This window comes from Treponema ruminis (genome assembly GCF_014201975.1).
Classification (GTDB): domain Bacteria; phylum Spirochaetota; class Spirochaetia; order Treponematales; family Treponemataceae; genus Treponema_D; species Treponema_D ruminis.
In genome coordinates this window covers 121,809-140,299 of record NZ_JACHFQ010000002.1, presented here as the reverse complement: position 1 = coordinate 140,299, position 18,491 = coordinate 121,809, and the positions used below count along the sequence as shown (strand labels likewise).

The following is an 18,491-nucleotide window of genomic DNA, read 5'->3' as shown; positions in this document are numbered from 1 at the left end:
GAGAATAATATGACTTTCTTTTCGTTTACATTTGCAATTTTCCTTTTGATTTCTCTTTTTGTTTATTATCTCGTGCCTAAAAAATTCCAGTGGTGCATTCTTCTTCTGGCAAACACTGTTTTTTATGCATACAGCGGAATCGGCAACATAATTTTTATCCTTGCAAGCTCCCTTATCACCTTCTTTGGCGCCAAAATTGTGTCTGACATGAATGCTGCCCTCAAGGCGAAAAAGGCGGACCTTTCAAAAGATGACTTCAAAATCGAGAAAAAGCGGGTTCAGTCAAAAAAGCGTCTGGTGCTTGTAGCAATGCTCGTCCTCAATCTTGGAATCCTTCTTTACCTCAAATACTGGCGAATTTTAGCCGGATCAAAGACTCTTTTGCTTCCGCTCGGAATTTCATACTACACGCTTTCCACAATCGGCTACTTCATGGACATTTACAACTCAAAGTACGAGCGTGAGCATAATTTCCTCAAGTATTTTGTATTCGTCTCTTTCTTCCCGCAGCTTATTCTCGGACCAATTTGCCGCTACAATCAGAGTGGCTTCCAGTTCCGTGAAGAAAGGAATTTCGATTTTGAGAACATAAAGCACGGTTTCATGATGATTCTCTACGGCTCGCTCAAAAAATATCTTGTCGCAGACCTTCTCGTCAAACATGTCGGCACGATTTTTGACGGCGTTTACACAAATTATCCGGGCTGCGTTCTTGTCCTCGGAATCCTCATGTATTCCGTTTACCAGTATGCGGATTTTTCTGGCGGAACTGACTTGGTTTTGGGTATTGCAGAGCTTTTCGGAATCAAGCTGCCGCAGAACTTTAAGCAGCCGTATTTTTCAACAAGCCTTGCGAATTTCTGGCAGAGATGGCATATTACCCTTGGCGGCTGGATGCGCGACTATATTTTCTATCCTTTTGCCCTCACTAAAATCATGCAGAATCTAAGCAAATGGGCTACAAATCACCTGGGAAAGCATTTCGGACGGACTTTGCCTGCCTGTGTCGCAAACATCATTGTATTCATTCTTGTCGGCGTCTGGCACGGCCCGGAATTCCATTTCTTTGTCTGGGGCCTGTATAACGGTCTTGTAATCGCCATGAGCGACATTTTAAGTCCTGTTTTTGAAAAGATAAATGAAAAGCTTCATGTAAACGATAAGAGCAGGGGATGGCACATTTTCCAGATTGTCCGCACTTTCATAATCGTGAACATCGGCTGGTACTTTGACCGGATTGTTGATGTGCCTAAGGCATTTGCATATTTGAGAAACACTTTCACTCATTTCGGAAATCCGCTGATGCTTGCCTCAAAGGATTATGTAAATCAGATTCTTGGAAACATTTCGGATTTTCAGAGCCATATCGTGCTGATAACTCTGGGCTCCCTGATTATTTTTATAGTGAGCCTGCTGAAGGAAAATAAAATCGATGTTTATGAGTCGATTCAGAAAAAGAACATAGCCTTCCGCTGGGCGGCCTACTATGTTCCTCTGATTCTGATAATCCTGTCGCTCAGCTTCAGTTCCGGCGACACAGGATTTATGTACGCGCAGTATTAAACGACATGATTTACTGAAGGCGTTCAATCATTGCCCAGATTGAGTCGGCGGAGTTGAAGTTTTCCGGAGTGATTTCTTCTGCGCCGATTTCAATGTCGAATTCTTCGTTAAGTTTCATTACGAGCTGAACGACATCAAATGAGTCGAGCACACCGTTGTCAATCAATGCCTTTTCTGTAGAAAAATCAACTTCCGGCTTTGCTTCCTTTAAGATTTCTAATAATTCATCCATTTTTTTCTCCTGTATTTAAAGCATTTTTTTGAGTTCAACCCGGTCAATTTTGCCGTTCAGGTTGATCGGCATTTTATCGAGCTTAACTTTTTTATTTGGAATCATGTAGTCAGGAACGGATTCTTTAATCGCGTCGACTACGGACTGAGCTTCTATCGAACCTGTGTAGAACATTACGATTTTGCTTTTTTCTGTGTCATAAAGACAGCAGTTCTGTTCAACGCCTTCAACTGCACTGATTGCGGTTTCGATTTCTCCAAGTTCGATCCTGTGCCCCATGTGCTTAATCTGGAAATCCTTGCGGCAGTCATACATGATTTCACCGCGCTCATTGTAGTGAACTACATCGCCGGTGCGGTATATGATTTCGCTGTAAACCTTATTCAGAGGATTCTGAACGAAGGCCGCCTTTGTTTTCTCTGGATTATTGTAGTAGCCGAGTGAATTGCATGTGCCTCGGACACAGAGCTCGCCCTTTACGTCTGCAAGAGTCGGCGGAACGAGCTTGTCTGATTCATCAAGAACGATGATGTCTGTATTTTTGCATGGGAATCCGATCGGGAGGCTTTCATCGTCGGAAAATTTGCGGTCAACGATGTAATATGCACATACATCGGTGATTTCCGTCGGTCCATAAAGGTTTGCATAAAGTGCATCAGGATAGCTTTTTCGCCATACGTTGAGCTGCTTGTTAGGCATGACTTCGCCGCAGAAAAGAATCTTTTTCAGAGTAGGAACAGGGAATTTGTCTACAGCCTTGAGGTTTGCCATGATGCAGAGAGCCGAAGGAACCCAGAAAATCGTGTTGACCTTTTTTTCGTTAAGGAAGCCGAAAAGATTTTTAGGCAGCATGAAGAATTTCTGAGGAATGATATAGCATGTAGCGGCATTTTTGAGCGTCTGATAGATGTCAAGAATTGAATTGTCAAAGTAGAATGGAGCCTGCTCGCCGAAAACTGTTTCGCTTGAAATGTCAAAGGTTTCAGTTACCCATTCGGCATAGTCAATTACAGCCTTCTGGTTGATGATGACGCCTTTTGGAGTTCCCGTAGAACCAGAGGTAAAAAGAATATAGAGGACATCGGTATCGACAATACGCGAAAGTGTTTTTGCAATTGCTTCGTCAGAACTGTTTCCTTTCTGAATCTCTTCGTAAAGCAGGACTTCTGTGTTTCCGGCAAAAGCCTTTGCTGCATCCTGATGAGCTGAATCAGTAATGATAAGAGAAGGCGCAAGCGTTTCCATAATTTTTGAGACACGGCTTTCCGGCATTGTGACGTCAATCGGAGTGTAGAAATTGCCTGAATAAGCCGCACCCATAAAGCATGAAATTACTTCAACGGATTTTTCAAGGTAAACAACGACAGGAGACTTGAAGACATTGCGGTCAATAAGCACCTGTGCGATTTTACGGCTTTCAGTATAAAGTTGATTAAATGTAAGTTCGCGTTTTTCATCTGCGAATGCAATTTTGTTTGGAAAGTTTTTTACGGAGTTGTCAAGATAATCAGTTACTAAGCGTGTCATATATATGTATTTTAGTGAATCTCCTTTATTGCTTCAATCAAATTAAAAAAATTTGACTTTTTTCGCAAGTCCCCTCAGTCCGCCAACAATGGCTTCCATGCAATTGAACAATGGCGGGCAGTGAGACTTGATGTCTGCGAGGGTGAAGGTGAGCGGTGACTGCATTATGCTTACAATCCGCGAGTCGTTGATTAAATGTACCGGATTGAACTGGAATTTCGGCTGGTCAATCATTGCTTTTATGTCTTCGGGGATGTCGCCGGCTTCCTTGATGCGGGCCTGAAGGGCTTTGTCGGCAAGCTTATAATATGGAATGTAGTTTTTGCCAGAGAACTCACTTGAATAGTAGTGAATGATTTTTGCATCCTTTAAAAAAGCAAGTCCGCCGTGGCTTGGCTGGCAGTTCCATTTTCCGTCCAGGAATTTCATCTTTAAGCCGGTGCGGTAATTTGCTTCGTTGAGGGCGCTCTGGTCGTGCTTGTCGTGCTTTTTATAGGCTGAGTATTTCCAGATTTCGTTCCATTGCTTGAAAAGTTCCTTTGTCTCGGCTTTCTGCTCTTCGGTTTCGGCTTTTGCGAGAATCAGGCCGCCGTTGATGTTGGCGCCAAGTTTTTTTGTGCCTGAAAAGCCGAGTTTTTTGTCGCGGGCGAGAAAATATTTTTTGTGGATGTGTTCGTCGAGCATGCAGTGACCGTCAAGAACACCGCCGCTTGTAGCTTCTTCTTTTTCAATCTCGCTTAAATCGCCGCAGATAATCGTGTCGCAGTCAATATAAAGGAAGGAACCTGAAACGTATTCCGGAATTGCCGTCTTGATGAGGCGGGAACGGTCTACATTCGGCACGTCGTCTGCAAAATCAATGCTGATGATCTGGCTGGTGTATTTTTTGAGGGCGGTCCTCTTGTTTTCTTCGGTAAAGCTTGCGTTGGTCTTGTTGTCGACAAGAACGATAATCTGAGCCGTAGGATTTGTCTTTCTGAGTGAGTAAGCGGACATCAAAGCCTGCTCGTAGTACAAATCTTTTGGTGTGGATGTTAAAACATAAACATATTTCATTCAGTTTTCACCTTTTTTATTTTTAATCTCTAGAGAAGAGGTCTCGTGTGAAGATTTTTTCTTTTACATCGGCAAGTTCTTCGCTGTAGCGGTTTGCGATGATGACATCACATTCCTTTTTGAATGATTCCAGGTCTTTTGTGACTTTTGAGTTGAAGAAATCTTCGCCTTTGTAGGTGGGCTCGTATACGATGACCGGAATTCCCTTGGCCTTGATGCGCTTCATTACACCCTGAATGGAACTCTGGCGGAAATTGTCGCTGTTTGCCTTCATTGTGAGTCGGTAGACGCCTACGGCTTTAGGATGCTTTGCGATGATTGTGTCGGCGATAAAATCTTTGCGGGTTGTGTTTGACTCGACGATAGCCTGAATCAAATTTTGAGGAACGTCCCGGTAGTTTGCCAGAAGCTGCTTGGTGTCCTTTGGAAGACAGTAGCCGCCGTATCCGAAGGAAGGATTGTTGTAGAAGTCGCCGATTCGAGGGTCAAGGCAGATTCCCTGGATTATTGATTTTGTTGAAAGCCCGCGGACTTCGGCATAGGTGTCAAGTTCGTTGAAGAAGGCTACGCGCAGGGCGAGGTAAGTGTTTGCAAAGAGCTTGATTGCCTCGGCTTCAGTGCAGTTGGGGTAGAGAACTTCGATTTCCTTTTTGATGGCACCTTCTTTTAAAAGCGATGCGAACTTTTCTGCCTTGGACTTGAGCTCTGGTGAATCCTTTGGCCAGCTTACAACGATACGGCTGGGATAAAGGTTATCGTAGAGGGCATGGCCTTCGCGCAAAAATTCCGGCGAGAAGAGCATGTTTTTATAGCCTGTTTCGGCACGGAGTTTTTCTGTATAGCCGACCGGAACTGTTGATTTTACGATAACTGTTGCATTTGAGCCTGTCTTTTTTACGATTTCAACTACGGCCTCAACGCTTGAAGTGTCGAAATAGTTTTTTTCCGGGTCGTAGTTGGTCGGAGTCGATATGATGATGAAATCAGCGTCCTTGTATGCGGACTCTGCATCTGTGGTTGCCGTGAGGTTGAGTTTTTTAGTGGCGAGATATTCTTCGATTTCCTTGTCGATGATTGGAGACTTTTTGCTGTTGATTAAATCAACCTTTTCCTGAATGATGTCAACGGCATAAACTTCATTGTTTTGTGCAAGAAGAATGGCGTTTGAAAGACCTACATATCCGGTTCCTGCGACTGCAATTTTCATGATGATTTAATTCTCCACAAGAGTTAAGTTTTTTCTATTTTACTGTCAATTCCAACAATCAGCAATATGTTAAATTTAAAAGAAAAAGATGAAAATTGAAAGAGATTCCTTTTTATGCTATAATGTGCGGATATGAAGAACATTGATTTGGAAAACAAGACCTTGCTTGTCACTGGTGCGGCAGGCTTTATCGGTAGCTTTCTCACAAAACGAATCCTTGAGTCCGTAAAGAACTGTCGTGTCATCGGCGTTGACTGCATAACTGACTATTACGACATTTCCCTCAAAGAAGAGCGTCTTTCAATGCTTTCTTCCTTTGGGGAGCGTTTTGCTTTCATCAAGGCCGATATAGCCGACAGAAGCGCGATGGAAAAAATCTTCTCAGAAAATAAAATCTCCGTCGTGGTGAACCTTGCGGCTCAGGCTGGCGTCCGCTATTCAATCGACAATCCTGACGCCTACATCCATTCAAATATGCTGGGCTTTTACACGATTCTGGAACTCTGCCGGCATTATCCTGTAGAGCACCTGGTCTATGCATCTTCTTCAAGCGTTTACGGCACCAACAAAAAAGTTCCGTATTCAACCGAGGATAAGGTCGATAATCCTGTTTCCCTCTATGCTGCGACCAAAAAATCAAATGAGCTTTTTGCCCATGCCTATGCCAAACTCTACAAAATTCCATGCACCGGACTGCGCTTCTTTACCGTTTACGGACCAATGGGCCGGCCGGACATGGCATATTTTAAATTTACCAACAAACTGGTAAAAGGCGAGGCGATTCAGATTTACAACATGGGAGACATGTACCGCGATTTTACTTACATTGACGACATCGTAACAGGTATCCTCAATGTAATGCAGAAAACTCCAGCTGAAACCGAGGACGGAGCGCCTTACAAAGTCTACAACATCGGAAACAACAATCCGGAGAGCCTCATGTACTTCGTTGAGACCCTCGAAAAATGCCTCTTAAAAGAGGAAATCATCACTGAGCCTGCCAAAAAAGAACTCTTGCCAATGCAGCCGGGTGACGTTTATCAGACCTATGCTGATGTCGCTGACCTGCAGCGTGATTTCGGCTTCAAGCCTGCCACCCCGTTATCCGACGGCCTTGCAAAATTTGCAGCGTGGTACAAGGGCTATTATAACAAACATTAAAGTAATCATAACAAAAAGTCTACAAAATTAAAAAAGTGCCGATAATATAAAGATAAAGTTTTTTCTCTTTAAATCATGGAATATGGAGTGCGACATGAAAAGATTTACTGAAATTTTTGCTGCTGGTTTTATTGCATTTGTTTTGCTCGCCCTTGCTTCTTGTGGCGAGAGTGCCGGTCTCGGTTCTACTGTAGATACTGAGGCTCCTAAACTTTCTATTGAATATCCTCCTGCAGCTGCGGCTGTTAAGGGCACTTTTGTCTTTGCGGGAACATGTTCCGACGATAAAGGTATTTCCCGTGTCGAGGTGTCAATAAAGAACCTTGATACAGGTGTGAGTTACGGAAAATCTCTTGCCAACGTAAACAATTCACTCACATGGGAACTTTCCGTCAACAAGGAAAATGATTCCGGATTTGATCTCCCGGACGGTAAATATCAGTTTGAGGCGATTGCCTACGATAAGAGCGGCAGGTCTTCCGGCGTAAGTTCACGCCAGTTTGACATCGACAATACTCCGCCTGTCTTCGTAATCACAAAGCCGGGCGTCGATCGAAAAGCTTTTGTTTCAAACGGTTCCCTTTCTAAATACGGTTCTCTTTTCACAATTGACGGTACTATTGCCGATGACCACAGCATTGCTACCATGGATGTCACAGTCTATGATAAAAATGGAAATCTTGTTTCAACCGATCCATATTCTGAGCAGGAAATTTCTACAACAGGCGGAACAAGCGTTACAATTGCCCGCTATATTGCCGACGGTCAGGACGAAGTTAACAAACGCTACAAAGAAATCTACGATTACAGCGAGGATGCTGATTCTTCAGGCAACAAAATCTATTCCTGCACAATCACAATTGCTGATTCTACAAAGGAATACAAAAATCCCGGTGACAGCGGAAGCGAAGGCGGCAACTCAACTTCTGTCGTCTATCTTTATGATGATGTTTATGAAGACTACATGAGTGCCAAGAAGGGTGCCGGCCTTTCTGTAAATGACTTCCGCTCAGTTCTTAACGGTACTGCAAGCGATGATTCAATCAAGGGTAAGGGCCTTAAAGACTTTTCTGTAAATCAGGTCCGCACGGCTCTTGCAAATTTCGCAAAAGATACAACTAAAATAGAAGACAACTCTCTTTCATTCTCACTCAATCCAAATGCTGACCCGACTTACGCTATTTCGGGCTTCAACCTTAATTACAACGAAGCTGGCACTGCAATCGCTGCCGGCACCAACAAGGCTATGGGCGAGCAGCCTCTTACAATTATCGTAAATGCAGGTCTTGACCAGGTTAACATCGATCCAAAGAGCCTTAAAGTCTACATCAAAAAGATTATTGATGCCGATAAGGCCCACATCACAAAAAAAGCCCTCAACAATAGCATTGCAGATCTCGTTACAAAAGTCAGCGAGCTTGAAATTAATTTGTCAAATGCAGTCGAATCTTCAAATTCAGATGCTCAAAAAGAAGCTGAGGCCCAGCTTAGCGTAATTGACGGCTGGAAGCTCCTTCTCGACAATTCTAAGGACACGAGTTCATCAGATAAAACGGTAACTCTTTCAACAAGTCTTCCTGCCAGCAACTACATCGAAGCCAACGCCTACTATGCAATCGTTGTTACTGGCTGTGATAAGGACGGTGTAAAACTTTCTCAGACAAAGAATTATGGTTTCATGGGTACGGTTTCTGCCGTTCCGCCAAGCGCAAACTTCACTTCACCAAAAGAACTTTCATATTTCGCAAATTCAAAATACAGCGAAGGCTCAGAGACTGACAAGCTTGTATTTACAGGTACGGCTACAGAAAACAATGCCGGAATGACCTTGCGTGAAATCACGGCTACACTCACAGTTTCTGATGAAAGCACTGGCCAGAAAGTCCCTGGCTCAATTCAGATTACAATAACAGGTGATTCAGATAATCAATGGACAGAAGCCGGCGGCCTGAGCTGTGTTTATGATGAGCAGACTCATACAAACCTCTGGACTTTCATTCCGTCACTTTGCGGTGAAGCCTATCAGAAAATCATGGCAGAAGCAGAAGGCCTCATGTACATGTATACCGTTAATATCAAGGTAACAGGTACTTCAGCCCTTACATATGAAATGACCCGCAGTGTTCATATTGATACCACAAAACCGGTCGTAAGAATCACTTCTGTTACTCCAGTCGTTTCTGGTGCTGAATATTTCGGTGCAGGGGACGAAAATACCTATATCAACGGAAGCGTTTCACTCAAGGGAAGCATCGAAGAGCCTAACCTTACTGAAGTCAAATACGACATCTGGGCAAGCACTGACCTTGAAAAGACTCTGACTGCCGAAGACTCAATCCTCAATGAATTGAAGACCTTTACGGAAGGCAAAATTAACGGTTCACTCGGAAGAATCTACACGATTAACCAGGAAATCGACACTGAACTGATTACAAAATTCTTCATCTCAAAAGAAAAAATCGAAAAAGATCAGCCTATCCAGGCTAAAATCGTAGTAACGGCAATCGATACCGTCGGAAATGAAGGAAATTATTCTTCAAGCGACAGCAATGACGGTAAAGACTTGATAATTTACCAGGAAACCAACAGACCGAAGATTACTCTTGGAAACGCCGACTCAAAAATTACTGCAAAATCAGGCATCAATGTAAATTCAAACCTCTTCGGAACTACAAACAACAACAAGCTTTCAATTTCCGTCAGCGATGATGATTATATTGCAAGCTATGAAATTTTCATCTGCAAGGAGGACGATGAATTCGCCGCTGAAGCAAACAGGATTGAAACTCCGAAAAAGACTTCGGCAGCCCTTAACTATGTCCTCCCTGAGGAAGAAGGGGGCTACAAGGTAAAAGTCGTTGCCCGCGACTTCATTGCCTCTGAAATCAACACTGACCAGAACAATCCTACAGGCATCATGACTGTGGGGCCATTCCTTATTGCCGTAGACTCTGGTGCTCCAACCCTCAATCTTTCAAATCCACAGAACGGAACATTTGTTTCCCGCGCCAACGGAATTGACGGCGGCGTAAAGGGAACGGTCTCAAAACGCGAAGGAACGACAATCACAGGCTTTGTTTATAAGTCTGGCGACAAGGAGAAGAAGCCACTGGTTAATCTTGAAACCGTCGTTATAAATAAAGAAGCCGTAAACGAAGTGTACGACTGGAGCGGCATAATCAACAAAATGCCGGAAAAAGAACAGGGCGAAAGCTTTAAGCTTGAAATCACTGCAACAGATATTTACGGTCAGTATTCAATCGTTACAGTAAACCTTGGAATCGATGAAACGGCACCGACAATCACTCTTAACGCTGATGGAGAAATCGTTGACGGAGAAGAAAAGGTCAAGACTGGTGCAAGAATCATTGAGACAAATCCAAACTACAGTGTAAAGGATGGGGTAAACCGCTATCTCGTAAGCGGAACCTGGTGTGACGAATACAAAGAGGGTACAGGTGATGAGGCTCGCACCGTTCAGGGAACAGGAACAAGCGAACTCTACTGTGCTTACGCAACGGAACTTGAAAATAACCAGCCAAAATGGATTTATTTGAACGGAACAGAAACTGTTACAATTGGTGAAACAACAAAAGAAGTGCCACTTCCAATTTCTGGAACCGCAAAATCAACAGCTGAAACATCATTCAATATCTATATTCCTCTCACAGAATGCGGCAATTTCGCATACAAAATCTGGGGTAAAGACGTCGCTGGAAACGTGACTGATCCAGTCGTATACTCTGGAATTTCAGTCGATTTGGGCGCTCCGAAAATCACAAAAACTTCGGGCGACCTTCCAAAATATGTCAAGAAGGGCGAGACTCTTACAATTGCCGGAAGCTACGAAGATTCTTACGGCATAAAGACACTTGCAGTAAAAGCTCTCTTCAAACCATTCGGCGAGACGGACTTTGCTGAGGTAACAACAGGCCAGCACGGTTATACACTTGCAGATACCTGCACAGAAGACGGAAAATCAGGAAGTTTCTCGATTACAGTAAATCCTGCTTCACTCAAAAGCGAAGGTGAATGGAAATTTGACCTGACTGTTACTGATTTGGCTGACAGAACTGCTTCGATTACAAATCTTTCTACTATTGTAGACACTGTTGCACCGAAAGGTCTGCACGCAATGGACAAGTCAAACAAGGATTTGTATTTCCGAGTAGGCTCAAACAACAATGATGACATTTCTTCTTCTGATTCAAGCTGGGTTCCTGCGAAAGATGAAGATGTCGGCGGAAAATATTCTGAGAACACTTACGGAAACGCAAACACAATCAAAATCCGCGGCAACTTCAAGGATGACGGAACCGGCCTTGCAATGATTTACTACAAGGTCATCAGCAGTAATTCTGCATTGGATTACGATACGCTCAAAGGACATGCAAACTCATTCCTTGCAAATTACAGTCAAAGCAATGATTTGGGCTATACAGGCTATTTCGCACCTCTGGCTGCAGACAAAATCGAGACAAAGCGGGTATTCTTCACATCTGATAACGGAAAAATCGGTGAGCGAACTCTTGATGCGGACGGAAATGGAAAAGACCTGACAGATGAAGCCGGAAACAAAGTCTATTTCCTCGAAAGCTCGGAATCTATCGTAAATTCTAAGGGTGAAACAAAATACTACACTGAAATCGAAAGTAACTATGATTCAGTCCTTTCCGGATTTACTGAAGGCATCAACTATCTTATTCTCGTTGCAGTCGATAATGCCGGAAATGCTGCTCTTGATTCAGTAATTGCAGACAAAGAATATCTCAATGCATCAATCAATGTCGATACTCAGGTTCCTGAGGCAAGTGGCGATGATTTGGGAATAAAATATACAAACGGAAAAGCCAACTCTACAACCGAAATCAAAGGAAAGGCAACGGACGCGGCTGCCGGAGTAAGGGATATCGTCATTTCTGTAAACAACAAGAAAATCAATATTGGCGATACTCTCGAAAATACGGAAACATATGGTTCCCTCACAATAGATTCAAAGACTGTTGTAAACGGCGTATCGACTTGGACTTGGACTGCAGTCCTCAAAAATGACAAGATTTTTGCTGGCCTTGCTGCAAACACAGCATCACAGACATTCTCTGTAACTGCCACCGTAACAGATAACGCCGGAGCCGGTAACTCACAGTCTTACGGAGTAGCAAGCATCATTGCCGACAACAAAGTTCCAACGGTAGAACTTAAGACACCGACAGACAGGGATACTGACATCCCAGGATGCCAAATCAACGGCAAGATTTCACTTGAAGGTACAATCAATGATGAAAACGTCCTGCCGGAAACAGCAATCGCAGGAATCCAGTACAGAAAGTCTGATGGCGAATCAGCATGGGCTGAAGTTCCTGGAATCAATCTTTCCGGAAACTACACATTCAAAGTTAAAGATTTCGACACAACAACACTTGAAGACGGAACATACGAGCTCAGAGCCGTTGCTGTCGATAAGTCAGGCAATACAGGCTATTCAGACGCACAGACCGTAATCATCTCTCAGGATTCGGACAGACCGAAGGTACAGATTAATAATCTTTCAAATGTTGGAACAGCGTCAGCTCCGGTTTATATCCTCAAATTTGGTACAAAGGCCCAGATTAGCGGTACAATTAAAGATGATGATGCTTCTTCAACTGCTGTTGTAAAGGAATTTATCGTATCTGATTCTCCGATTACTCTTGCTGAAGATGGAACTGTCTCTGGAAATACTGGTTCATTTAAAGTATGGACTGTTTCAAGCGGTGACTGGACTTTTGAACCTAGTGATACAGTCGACGGAGAAAAAAAGATTTATTTCTATGTAAAAGATAATTTTGATAAAGTCTTCTATACTGGAAATGCAACATTAGTCAGTGAAAAATCAACTGCTCTTGCTCAGCCTTACTTCCAGTTCAAGACAGAGGATAAGGTTTCAAATGCCTCATACATTACTTATAAGTCAGACGGAACGGCTCCGACCGTTTCTTCTACAAAGGTAAGAGTATTCTCTGATGCGGCTGGAAATAATGTTCTTACGGATGCATCCGGAACAGCTGTTGCCGACGAGTCACTTTCCGGTTCTGTTTATCTCGGTGGAAGCAAGAAACAGTATGTAAGGTTTATAGTTCAGGCATTTGATGAAAACGGAATTGCAAGCATGCAATTTAAGATTAGTGGAATCAATAAAGCAGATTCAACTAAAAAAGAAATTGAACTTTCAACACCTTCAAATTGGAATGGAAAGGATGGTAAAAGCAAAGATTCTCCTGCAGAATGGATTTCTGATGTAGTTGATATTTCACAGTTTGCTACAGGAAGCGTTTCTTGTACAGCTGTTGCAATGGATACGTCTGACTTGCCTGGAAATACAACACCGACATTCAATGTTGACAACACACCGCCAAACATTAACATATCTTCTCCTAAATCAACTGATGAACTGACCGGAAAAATCAGTTTCTCTGGAACTTCTATTGATTTAGAAAGTGGAACTGAAAAAACAGCATGGCTTATTCCATCTACAGATCAGGCTGGATCGAGTGATACCGCTCTTGCACTTCTCGTAGATGATTCTGGAAAGTCTCTCTGGAACAACACTTATGATGCAGGTAAATCTGAAAGTACATGGCAGTTTACTCTCTCAAATGAACTTATTGCTTATGATAATTCAAATTATGCCGGCTCAAACATTGCTGACGGAGTGTACACTTTACCGTTCTATGTAATGGCGGAGGATAAGCTTGGAAATATCGCTATTAAAAAAGACTTCACGTTTATGCATAATCCAGATGGAGACAGACCGAAGACTGAAGTCATCTATCCGAATGAAACAAGTTATGGTAAAAATGCGGCTGGTAAAACAGAAAATCATGTAACTCTCTCTGGCTCAATTAGAATTTCTGGAAGTGCAATCATTCCTTCTGGCACGACAACTGTGGCCGCTGTTTACCTTCAGATTGATAAAGGAAGTGCTACAACAAGTGGCTCAACAACGACAATAAACTACACGACTGGAAAAGACTATATTGAGAGCCTCACGAAGAACGGACAGAAAGTTTATACAGTTTATAAAAAAACTGCTGCTGAGACGAATTTAGGAAAAACTTTCCAGTTTGCTGATTCTTCAAGCGTAGCAGACTGGTGGGGAATTAAGGCTGAAAAGACTGCCGCATGGAGCTGTACAATTAACGCCAAGGAGGAAATGAAGCCTGCTAATAATGAATTGACATATATCAGATTCCGTGCCTGTGCTGTAAATGAAGAGGGAAAGGTTGGTACATGGACTCCTTGGTACAATATCAACATTGATAATGATGCTCCAAGCCAGACTGCAACAATGTATCAGTTTGAGACGACTCAGCCGAGTTCAGGTTGTGTTGCTTCTACAATTCTTGCGGAAAATAACATAAAGGCAAGAAATGTTTATGAAGGCGATATGTATCTCAAAGGCGACTGGTACCTTGCAATCAAGGTAAGGGATAACAGTTCCATTGATACAACAAAAACGACTGTAACAGGAAAGAATTCAAGTCCGACTTATTATGCTTCAACTGTTACTGGCGACACAAATGAGGCAAAAGAACAGTATCTTTTCATTAAAGTTGAACGTTCAGAAACATATACAGTTTCTGTTTCAGATGGCGAGAATACTGTCAAAAATGTCTACTATCTCAACCGGGACGATACAGCCCCAACAATAGAATCTGTCTACAAAGGCTCAGATTCGACGGCAACCGCAAATCATCTTGCTGAGTATAAAGCAGAAGATGTAAAGATTAATGCTGTTGAAGATAACGACTATATTTATGCACTCGGTGGAAGGGCTACTGAAAGCGGTTCTGGATTCAAGCGGCTCGTATTCTACTATGTACGTGCAAACGCTACAGACGGAAGATCTTATACAAAACCTGTAGTACTTGATCCTATGATTACGACTGGAGAGGCTGATTCAAAAGAGGCTATTTCAGGACTTACAGACCGAACCTTTACTCAGGAAAGTACCGAATATCATCTTTATTCAAAAGAGGTTGCTGGTAAACTTTGTGCAGACGGATATACCTTCACTCCGACAGCTGCTGCAGACATTACTGGTAACAGCCATATCCGAAAAGGCGGTTTAATCGAAGCTGGCGGTGTACTCCGCAGAATTGATGATATTGACACTACTAATGGAAAAGTCACATTCGATACGGACACAGGTGTTAGAACTGAAACCAGCACGACAGTCTACTTCCCATATGCTCAGGTTGTTGACAATACTGTCGGCGAGGGTGTTCAGAACAGCACTGGAAAAGATTTCACATTCAAATCTGATTCTCCTGACGACGGCGACGGAATGCCTGAAGCTGTTAAAGGTAACTCTTCAAGCGGCTATTCTTGGGAAGCCACAGTCCATTCAAGCAACATGCCTGACGGTCCTTGTGCCCTTGTTGTCCTCGCATTTGATGCGGCAGGAAATGTAAGCGGAAAAACTTACTCAATGAACATTCAAAACAGGGCTCCTCGTCTTGCAAAAGTCTTCCTTGGAACAGACTTGAACTCAAATAATGTCTGGGCTGCCGATGAATTTGTGGGCTACAACCTTTATAACGCATACTCTGTTGGAACTGGTGTCCAGACTAGAAGTGTCATAGCAACCACCGAAGTTAAAGAAAAACAGAGCATTAAAACTGCGGATTTCGGCTCTGCTTTCCAGATTAAGGATAAACTTGCCGTAATCTCAGAATTCGTAGGTGGAAATGGTGACATCTCAATGGTCTACAAAAAAGATGCGGCTACGACAGATTCTGTTCCTGCTTCTGGTACAGGTGCGGGAACTCTGGCAGCAGCAGACGCAAAAGTCAGCGCAACAACTGCCGCTCTTATTACATCTTTGATTGGAGCTGGTGATAAGATTGGAACGGTCTCATATCATAGCAGCAATACTTCTACAAGTCTTAAAGGCTTTACTTTGACAAGTGAAGAAGTAGCAGGCCTTGCTTCTACAGAAACACTTTCTGCTGAAAACGGAAACTTAACAGGTGTAAATGCTTCGTTCACATTCTGGGACTCAACTGATGAAGGTGCAAGCCAGAGCTGTGTACTCCATATTTCTGACCTTACGCTTGCTTTGGTGGATGCAACTCCGCCAAATGTTGTAATCAATCCGTTCTACTGGGATTCTGCTGAAAATAACAGTCTTTACAATAACAGCAAGACGAACGGTCACATCGAACTTGAAAGCGACTGGATGACAACTAGTACTTACTCTACAAATAATACCGCTGCCAATAAAAACGCAGAATATGACCGTGACCCGAAAGTCTCAGGAAAAATCATATTCACAGGTACGGCTTATGATGACCACACACTCCAAAACCTTAAGTTCACTCTTTCAAGACCGGTAACAACAAATGGCAATACAACTGAAACCGCATTCACAGGTTTTGCAAATGTTCCAATGGCAACTTACAACCCGAATTCAACGGATGCGACATATGTTGCTAATGAAGGCTGGTCTGCTTTGAGCGGTAACTCTGGAAGTGCAGTATCTGCGGGTGGTAAGTATGAATGGACTATCAGCCGGACAAGCACAACCGAAGAAATTAATGCACGCAAATACGGTGACACCTGCTATCTCAGCCAGAAAGGACACAAAATCTACTGGACGATTACAATCGACACCGAGCAGATAAATGGTGTAGCCGCAAAAGATGTAAAACTCACCGTAACTGCAACAGACTTGAGCAACCTTACTTCTGCAAATGCTACATCGACAAACTCTTATCCGGCTTCTGGTATGACAGATGCAAAGACGAACCATGTCCCGGTTTATCAGATGGATGTCGTGCCATATATTACGAAGCTGTACACAAGACTTTCTCATAACGCCGGTGAAGAATTCGCCCGCTCTGCAACAGGACGCTATTCGGTGAACAAGGCAGAGACTTTCAGATTGTTCGGCTTCAATTTGGATAAGTCTGAAACAGGTGTTGGTAATAACAAAACTGTAAAAACAACGGTTACATTCACACCTGATGGTGCAACAACAGGAACAGCCCTTGATGTTTCTATACCAGTAGAAACTGATACAGAAGACAAGGAGATTCTTGATAAGTCTGAACTTGGCTCACACATCAAAGTTGCTGCGGCAAATGCAACGACAAAAGGTTCTCTAAAAGTAACTGTAAATGGTGTTGTCAGCCTGAACAATGACAATGTTGACCCAAGTTTTACAGACAATGATACAAAGGCATACAACTCACAGGCAAACGGCATCACAAACAATCTCTTGAATGATGATGTAAAGATTTACTTGTGGACGACAGGTGTGTTCGATACAATAATGAGCGGACACGGTGCAAATGTAACCAGCCCGATGATGAAGTTTGACCCAAGCGGAAATTACTACATCAGCTACGGCCAGGGAGCAAACTTGTTTGCAATTAATAAGTATTATAAAGATTCAACAAATACTTATAAGAATGATGATAGGACATTGGATATGTGTTACAATAAATATCATAATACGAATGTTGCTTATGACACAGACGGAAACATTTATGGAGTCGCAACTAATACAGACCGAATAAATACAAGTAGTGGTAGCGCAACAAGTTTTACATTTTTCTCAAGGGCGTTAGGTAAGCTCATTGATGGAAATACGGATAATAATAGCTATAAAGCGGGCAATTATTATAATGGTTCTAATAAGCGTCGTCTTGAACTAAGTCATTATGGTGGTATCTCAAACACCGATGATGATACAGGTACATACAACATCAATCGTGTTCAGCGACCAAAATTAACTGTCTCGGGAAATACAAGTTCTGCAAAAGTCTATATGGCTTACTACGATGCCAGTGCAAACAATGTGAAATTCCGTTATGGTACAGTAACTGGAACAGAATACTATACTCGTGATTATAATTATTATTCTCAGGAGTACACATATACTCGTAATGACAAAATGACCGGTGGTATTGCAAACGATCTGTCTGGCAACGGTACTGACTCAGGCACAAATGCCTCTTCTGCTTCAGGTTATCACCTCATCGCAACCAGCAGCACAACCTATAAAGGTGGTGCTTACACGGCTGTCGGTTACGCAAGTAATGGAGATGCTGTAGTTGCCTGGTACGATGCAAGTAATCGTCAGCTTGTGTTCTCTTACAATACGGCAGCAAACATCGCTAAAACAACATTCAATAATGGCTCCCCTAATGCTGAAACAACTGCCGCTCAGACTGCATGGCAGACAAACGCTGTAGTAATTGATTCAGATTATGCAGGCTGGTATGTTGACCTCGCAGTTGACGGCGATGGCGGTGTTCATATTGCATACTATAAGAGTTCTACCGGCGACTTGAAATATGCGTATATCGAAAAATATGATGAAGCTAAAAGGAATGGCAAACTTAATACAAGCAAAGTTAAGGTCGTAACAGTAGATTCATATCTTTCTGTCGGTACCAACATCACAATCAATGTAAAGGGAAGCGTTCCGTATATCTACTATTACAACACGTCTGCCAACCAGACCACAAACTCAATCAAGGTTGCTTGGCAGGAAAAGTCAACCTTGGGTAACGGTGCCGTCAACGACAAGTTCACCGGTAACTGGGAATGTATGACAATCCCAACCGCCAACATCCCGAACGATGCAACCGTTTCCGGTGGTGTCCCAACAGCCGGCACATTCGCCAACAAGGTCATCCTCGGCTACATGACCGATCAATACTTCGAAAAGGCCGAGTTGCAGTAAAAAAAATCCCC

The 18,491-nt window shown here is 42.9% G+C and carries 7 protein-coding genes; 3 read left to right on the top strand and 4 right to left on the bottom strand.

Going from position 1 to position 18,491, the window contains the following annotated elements:
• Nucleotides 1-9: 9 nt before the first annotated feature.
• The gene (locus HNP76_RS03065; RefSeq protein ID WP_184657383.1) at nt 10-1,563 is read left to right on the top strand and encodes an MBOAT family O-acyltransferase; all 1,554 of its coding nucleotides are present in this window, start codon (nt 10-12) and stop codon (nt 1,561-1,563) included.
• A gap of 10 nt (nt 1,564-1,573) precedes the next feature.
• On the opposite strand, the gene HNP76_RS03060 is transcribed toward HNP76_RS03065, so the two are convergent.
• From HNP76_RS03060 to HNP76_RS03045, 4 genes are read right to left on the bottom strand one after another with little or no spacing between them, the layout of a single operon-like run.
• The gene (locus tag HNP76_RS03060) at nt 1,574-1,795 is read right to left on the bottom strand and encodes a phosphopantetheine-binding protein (protein ID WP_184657381.1); all 222 of its coding nucleotides are present in this window, start codon (nt 1,793-1,795) and stop codon (nt 1,574-1,576) included.
• 15 nt (nt 1,796-1,810) lie between these two features.
• Nucleotides 1,811-3,322 (bottom strand): amino acid adenylation domain-containing protein, encoded by a 1,512-nt coding sequence (locus HNP76_RS03055; protein WP_184657379.1) that lies wholly within the window; start codon nt 3,320-3,322, stop codon nt 1,811-1,813.
• 42 nt (nt 3,323-3,364) lie between these two features.
• Nucleotides 3,365-4,378: a glycosyltransferase gene (locus tag HNP76_RS03050; protein ID WP_184657377.1), complete on the bottom strand. Its 1,014-nt coding sequence runs from the start codon at nt 4,376-4,378 to the stop codon at nt 3,365-3,367.
• A gap of 22 nt (nt 4,379-4,400) precedes the next feature.
• The gene (locus HNP76_RS03045) at nt 4,401-5,585 is read right to left on the bottom strand and encodes a nucleotide sugar dehydrogenase (protein ID WP_184657375.1); all 1,185 of its coding nucleotides are present in this window, start codon (nt 5,583-5,585) and stop codon (nt 4,401-4,403) included.
• A 132-nt stretch (nt 5,586-5,717) separates the two neighbouring features.
• Between HNP76_RS03045 and HNP76_RS03040 the strand changes: the two genes are divergently transcribed.
• Together HNP76_RS03040 and HNP76_RS03035 are read left to right on the top strand one after the other, a co-directional pair.
• On the top strand, nt 5,718-6,746 hold the full coding sequence (locus HNP76_RS03040; RefSeq protein WP_306790372.1) for an NAD-dependent epimerase/dehydratase family protein: 1,029 nt from the start codon (nt 5,718-5,720) through the stop codon (nt 6,744-6,746).
• A gap of 94 nt (nt 6,747-6,840) precedes the next feature.
• Nucleotides 6,841-18,480, top strand: coding sequence for a hypothetical protein (locus tag HNP76_RS03035; protein ID WP_184657374.1), 11,640 nt, complete (start codon nt 6,841-6,843; stop codon nt 18,478-18,480).
• Nucleotides 18,481-18,491 lie beyond the last annotated feature (11 nt).

Excerpts from the sequence above, each read along its gene's own strand:
- HNP76_RS03065 (WP_184657383.1), top strand. The coding sequence starts at position 10 with ATGACTTTCTTTTCGTTTACATTTGCAATTTTCCTTTTGATTTCTCTT.
- HNP76_RS03060 (WP_184657381.1), bottom strand. The coding sequence starts at position 1,795 with ATGGATGAATTATTAGAAATCTTAAAGGAAGCAAAGCCGGAAGTTGAT.
- HNP76_RS03055 (WP_184657379.1), bottom strand. The coding sequence starts at position 3,322 with ATGACACGCTTAGTAACTGATTATCTTGACAACTCCGTAAAAAACTTT.
- HNP76_RS03050 (WP_184657377.1), bottom strand. The coding sequence starts at position 4,378 with ATGAAATATGTTTATGTTTTAACATCCACACCAAAAGATTTGTACTAC.
- HNP76_RS03045 (WP_184657375.1), bottom strand. The coding sequence starts at position 5,585 with ATGAAAATTGCAGTCGCAGGAACCGGATATGTAGGTCTTTCAAACGCC.
- HNP76_RS03040 (WP_306790372.1), top strand. The coding sequence starts at position 5,718 with ATGAAGAACATTGATTTGGAAAACAAGACCTTGCTTGTCACTGGTGCG.
- HNP76_RS03035 (WP_184657374.1), top strand. The coding sequence starts at position 6,841 with ATGAAAAGATTTACTGAAATTTTTGCTGCTGGTTTTATTGCATTTGTT.